This window comes from Campylobacter sp. BCW_6466 (genome assembly GCF_001762835.1).
Lineage (GTDB): Bacteria > Campylobacterota > Campylobacteria > Campylobacterales > Campylobacteraceae > Campylobacter_D > Campylobacter_D jejuni.
Map to the genome: position 1 here is coordinate 128,793 of NZ_MJXO01000031.1, position 17,448 is coordinate 146,240.

Genomic DNA, 17,448 nt, shown 5'->3' on the forward strand with positions numbered 1-17,448 from the left:
TTTAAGCCTTTCTTAAATGCGTTAAAATTGCCTCTAAAATATCATCATCGTCTTTGCTTTTTGCTTTGATGAGTTCTTTTTCATCATTTAAAGCAGTAAATTGAATATTTTGCTCATAATTGCTAATACTTTTAAATTTATTTAAAGCTAAAATTTTAATAATAATCAAAGATAAAAATTGCTTAGTATAAATGTCAAGTTTTCCAAAGCGATCTTCAATTTCACCTTCAATCTCATAAACCTCATGAACTTGCTCGCACTTGCTAAGTCTTCTATAAAGCTCTAATCTTAGGCGATCTTCACTGATAAGCTCGCTATTTAAAAAGGCATTAACATTGAGTTTTAAATCAAGTTTATTTTCTTTTTGATCCACTTCATTTTTACTTAAAGCATTAAGTTCATCTTCTAACATTTTAAGATATAAACTATATCCAATTTGCTCGATATGTCCACTTTGATCCACACCTAATAAATTTCCACCGCCACGAATTTCAAGATCATGATAAGCCAAAACAGAACCTGCGCCCAAAAAAGAATTGCTTTCTAAGGAAACAAGACGCTTTAAAGCATCTTTTGTGATAGTATTTTTATCTTCGATTAAAAAATAACAATAACCTTGCTTATCACTTCTTCCCGCACGCCCACGCAATTGATGTAGATCAGCTATACCAAAACGATCGCTTTTTTCTACTATAATAGTATTTGCATTAGGTAAATCAATCCCACTTTCTACGATAGAGGTACTTAAAAGCAAATCATATTCTTTGTTTTCAAATTTTAACATTTCTTCTTCTTGCACCTTGGCATCGATTTTAGAATGTAAAATCAAAATACGCAAAGTAGAAAAAAGTTCTAATAAATGTTTTTTACACTGCTCTATACTTGCAATATGATTATGAATATAAAAAATTTGCCCACCACGTCTTAACTCTCTTGCTATAGCTTCTTTTAAAAGCGCGTCATCATTTTCTTTGACAAAAGTTCTTACATCCATTCTATCTTCTGGTGGAGTTTGCAAAACACTATAAGATTTTATAGAACTTAAAGCTTGATTTAAGCTTCTTGGTATAGGGGTTGCTGACATGGATAAAATATGTGAATTTTGAGTGATTTCTTTAAGCTTTTCTTTTTGCTTCACTCCAAATTTATGCTCTTCATCAATAATAACAAGGGCTAAATTTTCACATTCTACACTTAAAAGTGCATGAGTTCCTACAACTACACAAGCTTTATTTTCTTTTAAATTTTGTAAAACTTGTTTTTTTTCTGCACTACTTGTAAAGCGATCCAGTTTAAAAACCTTTATATCAAAAGGATCAAAACGCTTTTTTAAGGTTTTATAATGCTGATGAGAAAGCAAAGTCGTAGGCGCAAATAAAAATGCGCAAAATCCACTTTTAACTACTGGATAAATAGCATTCATAGCAACTTCAGTTTTTCCAAAACCCACATCACCGCTTAAAAGCCTATCCATGACTTTTCCACTTTGAAAATCTTGCAAAATTTCATGACAGGCTTTATCTTGATCACTTGTATAAACAAAACCCGCACTAGCTATAAAATCAGCTTGTCTATTTAAATCCACTGTAATTTTTTTTGCTTGCACTAAAGATCTTTTAGCTGCCATAATAACAATTTCAGAAGCTATGGCTAAAAGTTTAGTTTTTAATTTTTCTTTAAGTTTAATAAAGGTTGTTTTACCTAGTTTATCTAAGCTTGGAATAGATCCACTCACGCCCAAATATTTATCAATCAAATAAAGATTTTCCACTGGTAATAAAAGCTTGTCAGAATTTTGATACTCTATAGCAACAAACTCTTTTTTTGCTCCGCTTATCACTATCATCTCAAGACCTAAAAATTTACCTACCCCATAATCTTCGTGTACTATATAATCCCCATTTTTAAGCTCATCTATAATCAAACTAGCTTTTTTTCTTGTTTTTTGTTTTTCTTTTTGATTTAAAGAAATGATTAGCTCTTCAGGACTAATAAGATTAAGTCTTAAATCACTTTTTACAAAATGGATATTTTGAGTATCTTCAAGCTCCAAAGCTTTAAACAAAGCTTCGTTTTTAGCTAAAAGTGTGATTTTTTTATTTTTATGAAATTCAAAAAAATCTTTATTGTAAGAACTTTGCAATTCTTTAAATTTTTTAGCTTGAGGTAAAATTTTTGCATTCACAAAACTTATATCTTTTTCATATTCGTTAATATCAAACTTTTCACAAGCTAAAAAATCAAGTTCTAAATAATCAAAAAAATCATCAATACACCAAAACCCTAAAGAATTGATATCATGTATTAAAGTATCACTTTGAAAATCTTCTAATTTGTCCTTAAAAATTTCATAATTTTCTTTGTCAAAATATTTTAAAAAAGGACAAATTTCAAAATGTTCTAGTTCATTAGGAATAGACTTTTGACTTTGCAAATCAAAATATCTTATGCTTTCAATCTCTTCGCCAAAAAGTAAAATTCTAATAGGATTTTCTTCATTGATACAAAAAATATCAATAATATCCGCACGAATTGAAATTTCACCTTTATCCTGAACTATATCTACAAATTCGTATCCCAATCTTGAAATTTCATCTTCAAAACATTTCAAATCAAAATTTTGTTTTTTATCGATATAATAATTTTGCAAATGTTTTTTTGAAGGAAGTTTTTTTAAAACAGTATTTAAAGGAGAAATAAGGATTTTTTTTTCTTCTTCTTTATGATAAGCATTTAAAATCTTGCAAAGATTAAAAAGTTCTTTGGAAAAAGCCCTTAAATCATCTCCAAACTGCGCTCTAAAATCAGGTAAAACAAAGGTTTTTAAACCCTTAAATCGTGAAACTTGAGCGAGCAAATCTGCTTGTTTTTCATCTTTACAAAGCAAAAGTTCACAAATTTTTGGATTTTGTAGGTATTCATAAAATGAAGCTTGCATTATTCTTCGTTGTTATTTTCAATAAGTTTGATAGTATCTTCTTTAATTTTACTAGTTCCATTAAAGCGACCGCCATTTTCTATAGAAATTTTTTGCGTTGAAATATCGCCATTAACAACTCCGCCCGCTAAAATTTCTAAACTATTGGCCTCAAGTTGCCCTTCAAAATACCCATTTACTACAATTTTATCTGCTTGTAATTCACCTTTTAAATTTCCATTTTTTCCGATAACTACAATGCTTTCAGAATGAATAATACCACTTAACTCTCCATCGACATGAAGCATAGAAGCAAAATAAAATTTACCCTCAATTCTCGCACCTGAAGAAATTACTGTTGTTTCTGAGCTAGGACTGGATGTTGGGCTGATACCGCCTTTATTAAAGATTGCCATGGAACTCTCCTTTCTTGATTAAAAAAATCATTCATATTTTTTCTTTGCAAATTTAAAAAATACAAAGGTTCTAAAGTTTTATTAATAAACCTTACCTCATAGTGCAAATGCGGTCCCGTAGAAAGACCTGTATTGCCACTATAACCTATCAACTGCCCCTTGCTAACAAATTGACCTGCTTTGACTACTTCTTTGCGCATCATATGAGCAAATACTGTTTTAAAACCAAAATTATGCAATAAAATTACATTATAGCCATAGCCATTATCACTATAACCTGAAAATTCCACTACTCCACTTGCTGGTGCATAAATAGGAGTACCAATTTCTGCTCTTAAATCAATACCAGGATGAAATTCCCTTCTTTTTAAAAGCGGATGCTCTCTCCAGCCAAAATTTCCTGTAATGCCTTTATTTTCAATAGGCCATCCATTAGGAATTTGCCCCAAAATTCCAAGCTGCTGCTCATTGGTAAGCTGAAGATTATCAAGTCTTGCACTAATTGTAAGATTATTTTCTGCTTCTAAGCCCAAAGCCTCTTCAAAAGAAGCTATTTTATCTTCTATAGCTGCATACTGCTGAGTTTTTTCTTCTATGCTTTTTTGCATTTGCGAATTAGATAATTCCAATTCTTTGCTTTTTTTCAAAAGCTCCTCACGCTTTTCACTGATATCACTAAGTTTGCTATCGAGATATTTGATATAAAAACCACTAAAAACTAAAAATAAAACAATAAAAGCAATAGTATAAAAAACTATTTTTTTGATTATTTGATTTAAATAAAAATGTCTTGAACCGTTAATATCTGTAATGGTAATAGTGAATTTATTTTTTACCACACCACTCCTTTAAAAAATTTTCTACCAGCATAAAAGAGCCAAAAACTAGATTTTTTTTATTTTCTTCTAATTTTACAAATTCTTTACATTGTATGCCTAGCTTTGATGCAATACTATAAATTTCATCATCAGCCAGCTTTCGTTCTGCACTTTTATATTTATATATTTGTATTGTATCAATAATAGGCTTTAATGCATTTAAAATTTGAAAAATATCCTTATCCAAATAAGCATTATAAATAAGATTTATTTTTTCTCCTTGAAATTTATCAAGCATAGCCTTAGCAGCCATGGGATTATGACCCACATCAACAAAAAAATTTGGAGAAATTTCTTGGCATCTTCCTTGTAAATTTAACTCTTGTAACTTTTTTAAAGCTTCTAAGGTTTTTTCTTGCGAAGTTAAAATTTCACAAGCCTTTAATGCAAGCTTTAAATTATGCTTTAAAAAACAAGGTAAAACAAACTTTTTACAATAAATCTCAAAATTTTCTTTCAAAAAAGGATTTAAGGAAGAAACTTGCAAATCAGCTTTTTTTAAAAAAGCAATTTTTTTTGCTAAGTTTAAAACATTTTGCTCTTGCTCATCACTTATAAGTGCTATAGGTGCCATAATTTTAAGCTTGGTTCTTGCAATATCTTCTAAAGAATTACCCAAAATTTGAACATGGTCAAATCCAATTCTTGTAAAAATATTCATTCTTCTTTCAAAAACAGAAGTAGCATCATATTCTCCACCCACCCCTGCTTCTAAAACAATGAAATCGCATTTTTGAAATAAAATCATAGCTAAAAAAGTAGCATATTCGAAATAACTTAATTTTTGCAAGTCTTGTTTAAAAATTTCTTCAAGTCTTATATGCGCTTGATCTAATTCTTCATCATTTGCAATCTTACCATCAAGATAAAATCTTTCATTAAAACTGAAAATGTGCGGGCTAGTATAATGCCCTATTTTATAATTTAAATTTTCTAAAAGTTGAGTTAAATATCTGCCCGTGCTACCTTTACCGTTTGTGCCTATAAGTTGGATTATAGGAATATTTTTAAAACATTTCTTATATTTTTCATACATTCTAAACATCAAAAAACGGTCAATTTTATCGTAATTTATACTTTTTTGGGCTAAAAAATTCTCAACTTTCATTATATTGCTCATTAACCGCTGTAATTTGCTTTATTAACTCGTCTAAAATATTAATACTTGGCTTACTTTGCTTATCAAGATAAGCCACTTGAATTTTAGGAGTTATAATATCTTGCTTATAAATAAATCTAAAATTTTCTATAGTTTTAAGATTTGTATTTACAAGCTGTGTAATTTCATCTTTACTTTTTCCTGGCGAAACAATCAAATAACTCTTTTCATCTATCATCCACAGTTCATCAAATTCGCTACAAGAATCTTTTAAAATTTTTTTAAATCGAACAAAAATTTCATTCAAACTTCCCATACCATATTTTTCCATAATGAAACGGTAATTTACTATAGAAAATAAAGCTAAAGAATAATTAACTTTATACTTATTAAAATTTTCATCCATTTTATCAAGCTCTTTAAGAACACTCCAAGCCTCTCTCTCCTCCAAACTTTGCGTGAATTCAATTTGATTATTTAAAGATGTAATTTTTTCTCCAAGTTGTTTAAATTTTAGTTTTAAATCCTCAAAACTAAGTTTTACTTCCCCATTTTCATCTGGTTTTAAGGTATTAATAAAATCCATGTTTTGTTCATTCGATTTATTAAGCAAAACAAGCAATTCATAGATTTTTTTTAGATTATCATTAAAAAAATTTAAATTTTTTTGGACATACATATTATCAACCATTATGCGATGATTGATAAATTCCATTAATTCGTTCTTAAAATTTTCTTCGCCTATTATAAAAGGTTTTTGTGTTAAATTTTGTATAAAACCTTGAATTTTTAAATCTTCCACCAATGAAGGATTCAAACCCAAGCAAAATAATTCACTAAAGTGCTCATAACTACGCTCTTCAAGTTTAACTAAGAGTTTTTTAATCACGCTATCATAATCATCATATTTACTAATGCCATATTTACGAGCTTGTTCTTCTAAATTATTTTCATCATAATTTCTTTCAAGCTCTTTCCATTTTTTGGTAAGCAAGTAAATACTTTCACTATCCATAGTTTTAGAAATTCTAATCGAAGTCACCTTAGCCAAATCTCTTATCTTTTTATCCTTACTTATTTGCAAAGTTTTAGATATGGTATATAAAAAATCAAAAAATTCACTAAATTGTTTTCCGCTTTGTCTATTTAAAACAGAAATTAAAAAACTAATTAGTTCTTCTAAACTTCTTATAGTTTTAGAATTTAATTCTTGTTGATAAATCGGTAAAAGTAAGGTTTTGTATTTGTCAAGTTTAGCTTTATTTGAGCTTGTGATACCATATTTTAAAGATAGTTCTTCAAAAATTTCCGTATAATTTTCAGGAGTTGGTTTTAGTTTTCTTTCTTTTAATGCAATTAAAGTTTGCTTTGCTATTTCATTAGTATTTGGAATCACGTTTTTGCCCTTTAATAGCAATTACGGAAATAAACTCATCAAATGCCTCGCTTGAAGCTGCTCGAATAGCCTCATACCTTGCAGAATCACTAATAATACTATTTGGAGAAATTTCAAAATTATAACTTCCACTTGTACTAAAAGCCTGACTTGAACCATCTTTAAAGACAACATTAAAATCTAAATTTAATTTAGCTTTATAACTAATGACATAGCCATTTTTATCATAAGCTAAAGGAATAAATTCTAAATTATTCATTTTAACATTGATTACATCATCTGCCTCGTGTTTTAAAGCAAGTTTACGCCCTAATTTTGAAATTACCATTTCTTTTAAAGTATCGGCAACATAGATACTATTTTTTGGGTCTTGTTGACTTAATTCAACATTAACATAAACCTTCTCATCGAAAATATTATTAGCGATTTTTGATGTAGGAACATATCCACAAGCACCTAAAAATAAACCTATACAAAAAATTAAAATCTTTTTCATTTAATCACTAGATTAACTAGCTTTCCTTCCACATAAATTTCTTTAACTATACTCTTACCTTCAAGCCATTTAGCAGTATTTTCTTTTGCAAAAGCTAAAATTTCTTCTTTACTCGCACTACTTGAAATTTCAAATTCAGCCCTTTTTTTACCATTAATACTTACAGCTAAATTTAAAGTATCTTTTACAAAAACCTCTTCTTTAAGTTCTAATTTTTTGAAATTTTTACATTTAAAAAGCTCCTCGCTAAGCTCAAAACAAACATGAGGAATAATAGGCTCTAAAATATTTAAAATAATATAAAAAGCCTCTTGCTCCAAAGCTTCATTTTTGCAAAGCGCTAAAGCATTTAAAGCTTCCATGCAAGCTGCAATTAAAGTATTGAAAGCAAAACTTTGATGATAAACTTCAAAAGATTTTTTCAAAGCTTCATATACCTTTAATCTTGCATATTTTTCTTCTTTATTTAAATTTTCTTGTTTTAATTCTACAAGCTCACCTTTTTTAACATTTTGCGCCCTATCATAGAGTTTGCAAATAAATCTATAAGCCCCTTCAACCGCATCATCATTCCATTCAAGCTCTTTAGCCGGAGGCGCAGCAAAAAGTATAAAAAGTCTTGCGGTATCAGCACCGTATTTTTCTATAATCTCATCAGGATCTACAACATTGCCTTTTGATTTTGACATTTTAGCACCATCTTTTAACACCATACCCTGAGTTAAAAGTCTATCAAAAGGTTCATTTTGTGTTAAATAACCCAAGTCTCTTAAAGCTTTTTGGAAAAATCTCGCATAAAGTAAATGCAAGATTGCATGTTCAATACCACCTATATATTGATCCACACTCATCCAATACTTTACACTTTTTTCATCTAAAGCTTTTTCCTGCCAAGTTCTCTCATCACTTGCAAAACGTGCAAAATACCAAGAACTTTCAAAAAAAGTATCTAAAGTATCACTTTCTTTTTGAGCCTCTTTGCCACATTTAGGACAAATACAATTTTTCCAAGTTGGATGTTTATCAAGTGGATTACCCTCACCTGTAATTTGCACATCTTCAGGTAAGATAATAGGTAAATTTTCTAGTTTTTGAGGCACTATACCACAAATTTGACATTTAATCATAGGAATAGGCGCACCCCAATATCTTTGGCGTGAAACACCCCAATCACGAATTTTAAAATTTACAACCCTTTTTCCTATATTTTTAGCTTCAAACTGAGAAATGATTTTTAATCTTGCCTCATTACAATCAAGATTATCAAACTCTTGGCTATTAATTAATTTTCCTGATTTTTGCGTATAAGGTAAATTTTCTTGAGTTTGAATAACTTGTTTGATGGCAAGATTATATTTTGTTGCAAATTCAAAATCTCTTTCATCATGAGCTGGAACAGCCATAACCGCTCCACTACCATAATCAGCCAAGACAAAATTAGCCACCCACAAAGGAATTTTTTCTCCGCTTAAAGGATGAATGGCATAAATTCCTAGAAAATAACCTTCTTTTTCAGAACTTTGTCTTTCTCTTGGGCTTTGATTTTGAATAGTTTTGATTTTATTTAATACATCTTGATTTAATAAATTTTGCGAAAGCAAATTTTGAACAATTTTATGTTCTGGAGCTAAAGCGATATACGAAACTCCATAAATTGTATCTGCTCTTGTAGTAAAAACTTCTAAAGAACTTTCTTTGGTTTTTTGCTTGCTTTCTTCGTCTAAATTTAAAGAAAATTCCAAACCTTCGCTTTTACCAATCCAATTTTCTTGCATAGTTAAAACTTGATTAGGCCATTTATCTTTTAATTCTTCTAAATCTTTTAAAAGTTCCTCAGCATAAGCAGTGATTTTTACATAATAACCTGGCATTTTTTTCTGCACCACTTCATGACCACAACGCCAACATTTTCCGTCTTCAACTTGCTCATTAGCCAAAACCGTTTGATCTTGTTCACACCAATTTACATTTGCTTCTTTAGTGTAAATCAAACCTTTTTCAAACATCTTAATAAAAAATTCTTGCTCAAATTTTGTATAAAGTGGATCTGAAGTAGCAAGCATTCTTTTTTTAGAAAAAGAAAAACCTAAAGAAAAAAGTTCTTTTTTCATATAAGCTATATTTTCATAAGTCCATGACTTAGGATGAATTTTATGTTTAATAGCTGCATTTTCAGCAGGCATGCCAAAACTATCAAAACCTATAGGATGTAAAACATTAAAACCTATCTTGCGATAATATCTTGCCAAAGCATCACCTATAGTATAATTTCTTACATGCCCCATATGAATGCGTCCACTAGGATAAGGAAACATCGATAAAATATATTTTTTAGGCAAATTTAAGTCATCTTTTGGCTCAAAATATTCATTTTCATCCCAAATTTTTTGCCATTTTTTTTCTATTAAACTTGCTTCATAAGCCATAAATTCTCCTTACACAGTTCCTTTTTCATACATTGCACGATTGCGTTCTTTATCTTGTTTTCTTTTTGCTTTTTCAATTTCTTTATTTCTAAACTCAAGCACACTAAATTTAAACCATAATAATGTCGGACTTGCAACAAAGATAGAGCTTAAAGTTCCCGCTATAATACCTACAATTAAAGCCAAAGAAAATCCTTGTATCATTTCCCCGCCAAAGAAATAAAGTATCACAACGGTTGCTAAAGTCAACCCTGAAGTTAAAACCGTTCTTGATAAAGTTGCTGAAACACTTTCATTAATAATAGGTGCAAGTTCGGTTTTTTTACTTGTTTTAATACCTTCTCTGATTCTATCAAAAATAATAATTGTATCATTCAAAGAGTATCCAAGCACAGTTAAAACAGCAGCCAAAGTATCTAAATTGACATCAATTTTAAATAAAGAAATTGCTCCTAAAGTAATCACAACATCATGAATTTCACTGATTATAGCCGCAAGAGCAAAACGCCACTCAAAACGCAACGCTATATAAATTAAAATTGCTATCAAAGATACAGCTATAGCCATAAGTCCTTTATTTCTAAGTTCATCACCTACTTTTGGTCCTACCACATCAGCACGACGCACCTCAAATTTTCCCGTATCCTTTAAAAGAGTGCTTATATGCTCGCCTATATCATTGCTTACATTATCATTACTTCCTAAAAAGCGTATAGTTACTTCTTCATTGCTTCCAAACTCAGTTACAGATAAATTTTGAAAAGTTCCTTGATTTTCTAAAATTTCTCGAATTTGCGTTATAGGAGCTGCATTTTCATATTTAAGCTGAACTAAAGTTCCTCCGCTAAAATCAATGCCATATTGTAAACCCCTATCCCAAAGTAAATAAATAGAACCAAAAAACAAAATAAAAGAAAGGGAAATAGCAGCAAAACGCATTCTCATAAAATCATAAATTTTCTTTTCGCTAAAAAACTGCATTATCTTCTCCTATAGCCAAACCAAAATCTTGTATTATTATTTTTTTCTATGCGTTGCATAAAATAATCAAACATTCCGTGAGTTCCTAAAATAGCTGTAATCATAGAAACAACGATACCAATTCCCAAAGTCACAGCAAAACCTTTAACTGCTCCTGTTCCATAGGCATAAAGTGCTACCGAAGTAACTAAAGAAGTGATATTTGAATCTATAATCGCACTCATAGCATTTTTATAACCTTGTTCTATACTAACTCTTATATTTACTCCATCTCGCAAGAGTTCTCGTATACGCTCATTGATAATCACATTTGCATCTACTGCCATACCCACAGTTAAAACAAGTCCTGCCATCCCTGGTAAAGTTAAAGTTGCTCCAAACATAGCCATAACAGCAACTACTACCAAAACATTAACTAGCATTGCAATATTTGCAAAAATTCCTGCCACACCGTAATACATCATCATAAATACTACAATAAAAACCGATGCACCGATTAAGGCTATCATACTCATTTTAATACTATCAGCACCTAAAGATGGTCCTATGCTTCTTTGTTCAAGTAATTTTACAGGCGCAAGCAAAGCTCCACTTCTTAAAGCTACCGCCACATCGCGTGCTTCTTCTTGAGTAAAAGCTCCACTGATTTGCCCACTACCTCCGCCTATGCGTTCATTGATAGATGGAGCAGAATATACTTTATTATCAAGTACAATAGCAAGACGCTTTCCAACATTTGCTCCTGTATAATCAGCAAATTTTTTAGAACCCTCGGCATTTAAAGTAAAATTAATCACAGGATAATTACTCTTATCACTAATCCCTACTCTAGCATCAGTAAGCATAGATCCATCTAAAATAGGTATACTTTTTAAGGTATATTTTAAATTTGGATTTCTAGAATCAGGCACTAAAATCAGTCCATAACTCGCAGCCTCAGCGTCGCTCATTGTGGAAGCTTGACCCATTTTAGAATCATCAACTTCCATAAGTTGTAAATGTGCTGCTTTTGTGATGCGTTCTTTTGCTCTTAGTTCATCTTCTTTGGTTTTAATCCCTGCAAGTTCAACCAAAATCTTATCATTACCTTGTTTAGCAACTGTTGGCTCTGCTAAACCAAATTGATCAAGCCTATTTCTTATGGTTTCAACTGCTTGCAAAAGTGCAAAATTTTCTATATTTTTTACTTCTTCTGAGGTAAAAGAAATTTTATAGTGCATATTTTCACTTTGTATATTAATTCCTTTTATTTCTTTAAGCAAATTTTCAACTTTTGCAATATCCGCATTATCAAGCAAAGTAAATTCTAAAATATCATCATGGGTATTTAAGCCGTCATTTAAAATATTTTCTTTATTAAAAGAATAACTCAATGAAGATGCAATTGATTTTATTTTAGATTTTACAGCTTCTTCATTATCTACACCTAAGAGCATATAAAGCCCACCTTGCAAATCAAGCCCTAAATTAATCTTCACACCACGTTCTGACTGCAAAAAAGAAGGGAGTGAAAAAGCCACTCCAAAAATAAATACCGCTATAAAAATAATCAAGCGATAATTGATTTTAGAATTACGCATCAATTTTCTTTGCTATAAATTCTCTTGAAATTTTTGCAGTAACATTGTCTTCATTAAGCTTAACTTTGATAAAATCCTCCTCTGGTTTTACGACTTCACAAATAAGTCCGCCATTAGTGATGATTTTATCTCCTTTTTGCAAAGACTCAAGCATTTGTTTATGTGCTTTTGCTTGTTTTTGTTGCGGTCTGATCACCAAGAAATAAAAAATTGCAAATAACACTACAAGAGGTAATAATGAAGTTAAAATTGAATTTTCTGCCATATTTTTCCTTTATTCCAAAAAAATTAAACACTAATTCTATCATTTTTAAAATAATAAAAGTCTTTTTTATTGCAATTTTACTTTCAAATTCTATTTATCTATCATTTTTTGAAAATATTTTTACACAAACCATTAGCCCATTTTTAGCTATTTACGGGTTAGTTTTACTTCTAAAAAGTAAAAATTCTAAACAATATTTTTGGATAGGTTTTTTTGTAGGGATTCTTTGGTTTTGGTGGATTGGTTTATCTTCAATTTATTTTAATCTAAACTATTTAGTACCAATTATACCAATTATCATTGGTTTTATTTATGGACTACTTTTTAGATTATGTTATTTATTAAAATTTGATTTTTTAAGACTTTGTGGAATTTTTTGCATAAGTTTTATCCATCCTTTAGGATTTGATTGGCTTAATTGGGGAATTTTTACAGTTTATGGTTTTTTTGACCCAAGTTATCGTGGTATTATTTGCATATTTTTAATAGCATATTTCATCTATGAGGGTTATATATCAAGATATTATAAAATAGCAATTGTTCTTGTTTTATTCTTTAGTGGATTTCAATATAATGAAAAACAAGCTCAAACTCTTAATTTAAACTACAAACTCATCAATACTAATATCTCTCAAGATCAAAAATTTTTACAAGAAAATTTAAAATCAAATTCTGATATCCTAATTCAAGATATATTTCAAGCTATAAATGAAAAAAAAGAACTTGTAATCTTGCCTGAAACCGCTTTTGCTTTTGATTTAAAAAATACCAAATATGAACTTATGCTTAAAGAATTATCTTATAAAATTACCATTATTACGGGAGCATTTTATACTGAAAAAGAGCATACTTACAATAGCACGTATATCTTTAAAAAAGGCAATGTCTATATTTTAAATAAGCATTTTTTAGTTCCCTTTGGTGAAGAAATTCCATTTTTTAAAGACTTAATAAAAAAATATTTTCTTAAAAATATTGAAGAATTTTCCCAAGGTCCTATACAAAGCAAATATAAATTAGACAATCAAATTATTACAAATGCAATTTGTTATGAAGCTACCAAAGAACAAAACTATCAAAATTCACAAATTATTATAGCTCTAAGCAACAATGCTTGGTTTAATAATAGCAGCGAATACAAACTCCAACAACTCTTAATGAAATTTTATGCAAGTAAATATGGGGTTAGTGTTTATCATGCTACAAATGGTAAAGAGAATATAGTTATACTCCCTAAAAAGCTTTTAAGTAAAGATTGGAAAAAATTTATCCAAAGAAATATTTAATGATAAAAAATAATATTAAAATTTTAATTTTAAAGTAATTTAAGTTATTTTATATTATAATTCTGTCAAATAATATTTTGACTTAGAGGGGTTTTTACCCCAAAGCTAAATTAATTTAGCTTCCTTCCTAACTTTTATATTTATGGGGGATATTGAAAAATATCCCTCTAAGTCAAAAATTAATACAACTTCATTAATTCTTTATAATTATACAAGCCTTATTTAAGCTTGTATAATATTGTTAATTTTTTAAAGCAGCTTTTTAAACTGTTCTAGAGCATCAAGTTGTTCCCAAGGATAGTCCTTTTGTCCTACTTGCCCACGAGCCGCTACATCCGCATAAAGAAAAGTTTCTTTACTTGGTTTATCCAGATGAAATTTATCACGGATCCAATTTGGCGTTAAAGAGAAGTTTTGCATAACAAAATCACTTAAAACATCATCATTTACACTGGTATTTGTGCCCATACAATCCACACTTACCGAAGTAGGTTTTGCAACACCTATAGCATAACTAAGTTGAACAATACATTTTTTAGCAAGCCCTGCTGCAACTATATTTTTAGCTAGCCATCTACCTGCATAAAGTCCACTTCTATCAACTTTAGTATAATCTTTGCTCGATTGTGCGCCACCACCTATTGGAGAATAACCTCCAAAACTATCTACTATAAGTTTTCTTCCTGTTAAACCACTATCATGTAAAGAAGAATGATTAATATATTTACCAGTTGGATTGATTAAAATTCTAGTCTTATTAGGGTCAAAAAGTTCTTTTGGTAAATTACTATCTAAGATAAGTTTCATCACCAAAGATCTTAAATCTTCTATTTTCATACTTTCAACACAAGGCGCAGAAACTACTATAGTATGAATACTTTGCGGTTTGCAATTTTCAAAATTCGCCTTAGTGCCATAATCAATAGTTACTTGAGTTTTAATATCCACGCCAAGTTCGTGTGGATTTGCTTTTGCATAAGCGTAGACTTTATCACATAGCATTCTTGCATAGCTAATGGCTGCTGGCATGTATTCTTCAGCCTCACAACTTGCAAAACCAAACATAATGCCTTGATCACCTGCTCCTGTTTCGCCATCTTCTTGATCAACACCTTGATTGATATCAGGGCTTTGTTCATTTAAAAACACCATAACATCAACTTCATCAGGATGCAAACACTGCTCTTTGTTAAAATGCCCTGCCCCATCATAACCAATGTTTTTTAAAACATCTTTAACTAAATTATCGTAATCAGCTTTACTAAGTTTGTGATTTGACTTAACTTCGCCTCCTATCACAACCTTATTTCCTGCGACAAAAACCTCACTCGCCACCCTTGAATTTTTGTCATTTTTCAAGAGTATATCCACTATCGTATCAGCGATTATATCAGCGCACTTGTCTGGATGACCTGCACTTACGACTTCTGAAGTGAATAGATACATAAAAAGTCCTTTCATTTAAAATGAACCACAATTGTATCCAAATAAACTTATCAAAGCTTGATAAATTAAAAATTCTCTAAAATTAAGCAAAAATTAGCTAAAATCAACTTCTGATATAAAAAATATTTAAAAGGTTTTTATGTTTTCTAAAATCATTCAAAGCTACGCTAAAGGCAACCTCATAGTTCAAATTTGCATAGGTATAGTACTAGGAATACTTATAGGCATTAGTTCTAAAGAAATATCTGAAATTGCAAATTTACTCGGAATACTTTTTACAAGTGCCTTAAAAGCTATCGCTCCTATGCTTGTTTTTGTTTTGATTTTAACTTCAATTTGCACTAAAGATTTTTCTCAAAGTGGTGCTAAGATCAAAAATATTATCATTTTATATATAGTAGGCACCTTTCTTGCTTCAGCTTGTGCGGTTCTTGCTAATTTTTTCTTTCCTGTAAAGCTTGTTTTAGATGGAATTCAAACCGCTACAAACTCATCTCCAACCCACATGAGTGAGATTTTTAAAGATCTTTTATTTAAAATTGTCGATAATCCTATAAATGCTCTTTCAAGTGGGAATTATTTAGGAATTTTAACCTGGGCAATAGCTGGAGGCATAGCATTAAAACACTGCTCTAACGAAGTAAAACAAGTTTTTATAGATATCAATGAAGGGGTTTTGAAAATTGTTAAATTTGTAGTAAAACTTGCTCCTTTTGGAATTTTTGGACTTGTGGCTAATTCTGTAGCACAAACAGGAGCACAAGGCTTACTAAGCTATATAAAACTTTTATTTTTACTTGTAGCTACTATGCTTTTTGTTACTTTTGTTATCAATGCCTTAATAGTTTTTTTTTATACAAGAAAAAATCCTTTTCCTTTGATTTTTATCTGCTTAAGACACAGTGCATTTTTTGCTTTTTTCACAAGAAGTTCAGCGGCAAATATCCCTGTTAATATGGCACTTTGCGCCAAACTTGGCATAGATAAAGAATTTTATGGCATTTCTATACCTTTAGGAGCTACTATCAACATGGCAGGAGCGGCAGTTACTATAGCTATTTTAAGTCTTACTACAGCCAATACCGTTGGTATAGAAATCAGTCTTTTGCAAGCCCTTTTATTAAGCATTATTGCCACCTTTGCAGCTTGCGGGGCTAGCGGAGTTGCGGGTGGATCCTTACTGCTTATACCTTTGGCTTGTTCTTTATTTAATATAGACTATGATATTGCTATGAAGGTAGTTGCCATAGGTTTTATTATAGGGGTTATTCAAGATAGTGTTGAAACTGCTTTAAATAGTTCTACAGATGTTCTTTTTACAGCAATTTGTTCTAAAAATGAATTAAATTATAATATCAAATAAGGTAAAAGCATGCGTCATCTCATCACTACAAAGGATTTTAATAAAGTCGAAATTATGGAGCTTTTTAAAGAAGCAAGTGATTTCTTAGATGAAAAACCTAGAACTTTTCTTAAAGGAAAAAGTATCACGACAATTTTTTTTGAAAACTCTACACGCACCCTTTCATCTTTTGAAAGCGCTGCAAGAAGATTAGGTGCTAAGGTTTTACGCCTTGATGTTTCAAGATCAAGCTCTAGCAAAGGAGAAACTCTTTATGATACTGCTGCTAATTTAGATGCCATGAGTCCTAATGCTATTGTTATAAGACACGCAAACTCAGGAGTTCCTTTGATATTGGCAAAGCATATGCATTGTCCAGTTGTTAATGGAGGAGATGGAAAACACGCCCATCCTACCCAAGCTTTGCTAGATTTATTCACTATTTATAATCATTTTCAAGGCGATGTCGAAGGTAAGAAAATTTGCATCGTAGGTGATATCAAAAATTCCCGCGTTGCAGCGTCCAATATAGAACTTTTAAGCAGATTTAATCTTGATATTACCCTAGTAGCTCCACCACATTTTATGCCTAATACCCATCTTAAAAAACATTATAAGCTTGATGAGAATATCATAGCAAATTCAGATATTATCATGAGTCTTAGAACACAAACAGAAAGACATAATAAAACCGTTTATGCTTCACTTAAAGACTATGCAAATGATTTTTGTATTCAAAAAAGCTTGGTAAAAGATAAAAAGCTTATTTTACTACATCCAGGCCCTGTAAATCGCAATATTGACATAAGCGATGAAATGATGAGTGATGAAAGAACTTTAGTTTTAAAACAAGTTAAAAATGGAGTGGCCATTAGAATGGCTGTTCTTAAAAAACTCATATTAGAAAATGAAGGATAAAA

General features: G+C 30.3%; 13 protein-coding genes and 1 pseudogene. 3 read left to right on the forward strand and 11 right to left on the reverse strand.

Going from position 1 to position 17,448, the window contains the following annotated elements:
* Position 1: 1 nt before the first annotated feature.
* From AJ887_RS03600 to yajC, 10 genes are read right to left on the reverse strand one after another with little or no spacing between them, the layout of a single operon-like run.
* Entirely contained in the window at positions 2–2,938 is a 2,937-nt protein-coding gene (locus AJ887_RS03600; protein WP_070284844.1) for a DEAD/DEAH box helicase, read from the reverse strand.
* The gene (locus tag AJ887_RS03605; protein WP_002861809.1) at positions 2,938–3,333 is read right to left on the reverse strand and encodes a polymer-forming cytoskeletal protein; all 396 of its coding nucleotides are present in this window, start codon (positions 3,331–3,333) and stop codon (positions 2,938–2,940) included. Before AJ887_RS03605 ends, AJ887_RS03600 begins: the two co-directional genes overlap by 1 nt.
* Positions 3,270–4,172, reverse strand: coding sequence for a M23 family metallopeptidase (locus tag AJ887_RS03610; protein ID WP_002861810.1), 903 nt, complete (start codon positions 4,170–4,172; stop codon positions 3,270–3,272). Before AJ887_RS03610 ends, AJ887_RS03605 begins: the two co-directional genes overlap by 64 nt.
* Positions 4,159–5,319: a folylpolyglutamate synthase/dihydrofolate synthase family protein gene (locus AJ887_RS03615; RefSeq protein WP_002880807.1), complete on the reverse strand. Its 1,161-nt coding sequence runs from the start codon at positions 5,317–5,319 to the stop codon at positions 4,159–4,161. The genes AJ887_RS03610 and AJ887_RS03615 overlap by 14 nt, the downstream gene beginning before the upstream one ends.
* Positions 5,309–6,706, reverse strand: a complete 1,398-nt coding sequence (locus AJ887_RS03620) for a hypothetical protein (RefSeq protein WP_070284846.1) — start codon at positions 6,704–6,706, stop codon at positions 5,309–5,311. Before AJ887_RS03620 ends, AJ887_RS03615 begins: the two co-directional genes overlap by 11 nt.
* Positions 6,690–7,202, reverse strand: coding sequence for an LPS assembly lipoprotein LptE (lptE, locus tag AJ887_RS03625; protein ID WP_002860199.1), 513 nt, complete (start codon positions 7,200–7,202; stop codon positions 6,690–6,692). The genes AJ887_RS03620 and lptE overlap by 17 nt, the downstream gene beginning before the upstream one ends.
* Complete coding sequence (leuS, locus tag AJ887_RS03630) at positions 7,199–9,628, reverse strand: leucine--tRNA ligase (protein WP_002880809.1); 2,430 nt, start codon at positions 9,626–9,628, stop codon at positions 7,199–7,201. Before leuS ends, lptE begins: the two co-directional genes overlap by 4 nt.
* A 9-nt stretch (positions 9,629–9,637) precedes the next feature.
* Entirely contained in the window at positions 9,638–10,609 is a 972-nt protein-coding gene (gene secF, locus AJ887_RS03635) for a protein translocase subunit SecF (protein WP_002858025.1), read from the reverse strand.
* Positions 10,609–12,189: a protein translocase subunit SecD gene (gene secD / locus AJ887_RS03640; RefSeq protein WP_070240191.1), complete on the reverse strand. Its 1,581-nt coding sequence runs from the start codon at positions 12,187–12,189 to the stop codon at positions 10,609–10,611. The genes secF and secD overlap by 1 nt, the downstream gene beginning before the upstream one ends.
* Positions 12,182–12,454: a preprotein translocase subunit YajC gene (yajC, locus tag AJ887_RS03645; RefSeq protein ID WP_002786346.1), complete on the reverse strand. Its 273-nt coding sequence runs from the start codon at positions 12,452–12,454 to the stop codon at positions 12,182–12,184. The genes secD and yajC overlap by 8 nt, the downstream gene beginning before the upstream one ends.
* On the opposite strand from yajC, the pseudogene AJ887_RS03650 reads away from it, so the two are divergent.
* Positions 12,427–13,753: pseudogene (locus AJ887_RS03650) on the forward strand (apolipoprotein N-acyltransferase). The gene yajC and the pseudogene AJ887_RS03650 overlap by 28 nt on opposite strands.
* A gap of 236 nt (positions 13,754–13,989) precedes the next feature.
* Here AJ887_RS03650 and metK read toward each other — a convergent pair.
* A complete protein-coding gene (metK, locus tag AJ887_RS03655) occupies positions 13,990–15,186 on the reverse strand; it encodes a methionine adenosyltransferase (RefSeq protein ID WP_002861817.1) in 1,197 nt (398 codons plus the stop codon).
* Between the two features lie 139 nt (positions 15,187–15,325).
* Between metK and sstT the strand changes: the two genes are divergently transcribed.
* A complete protein-coding gene (sstT, locus tag AJ887_RS03660; RefSeq protein ID WP_044780199.1) occupies positions 15,326–16,549 on the forward strand; it encodes a serine/threonine transporter SstT in 1,224 nt (407 codons plus the stop codon).
* A gap of 9 nt (positions 16,550–16,558) precedes the next feature.
* Positions 16,559–17,446, forward strand: a complete 888-nt coding sequence (locus AJ887_RS03665) for an aspartate carbamoyltransferase catalytic subunit (protein ID WP_070240195.1) — start codon at positions 16,559–16,561, stop codon at positions 17,444–17,446.
* The last annotated feature ends 2 nt before the right edge of the window (positions 17,447–17,448 follow it).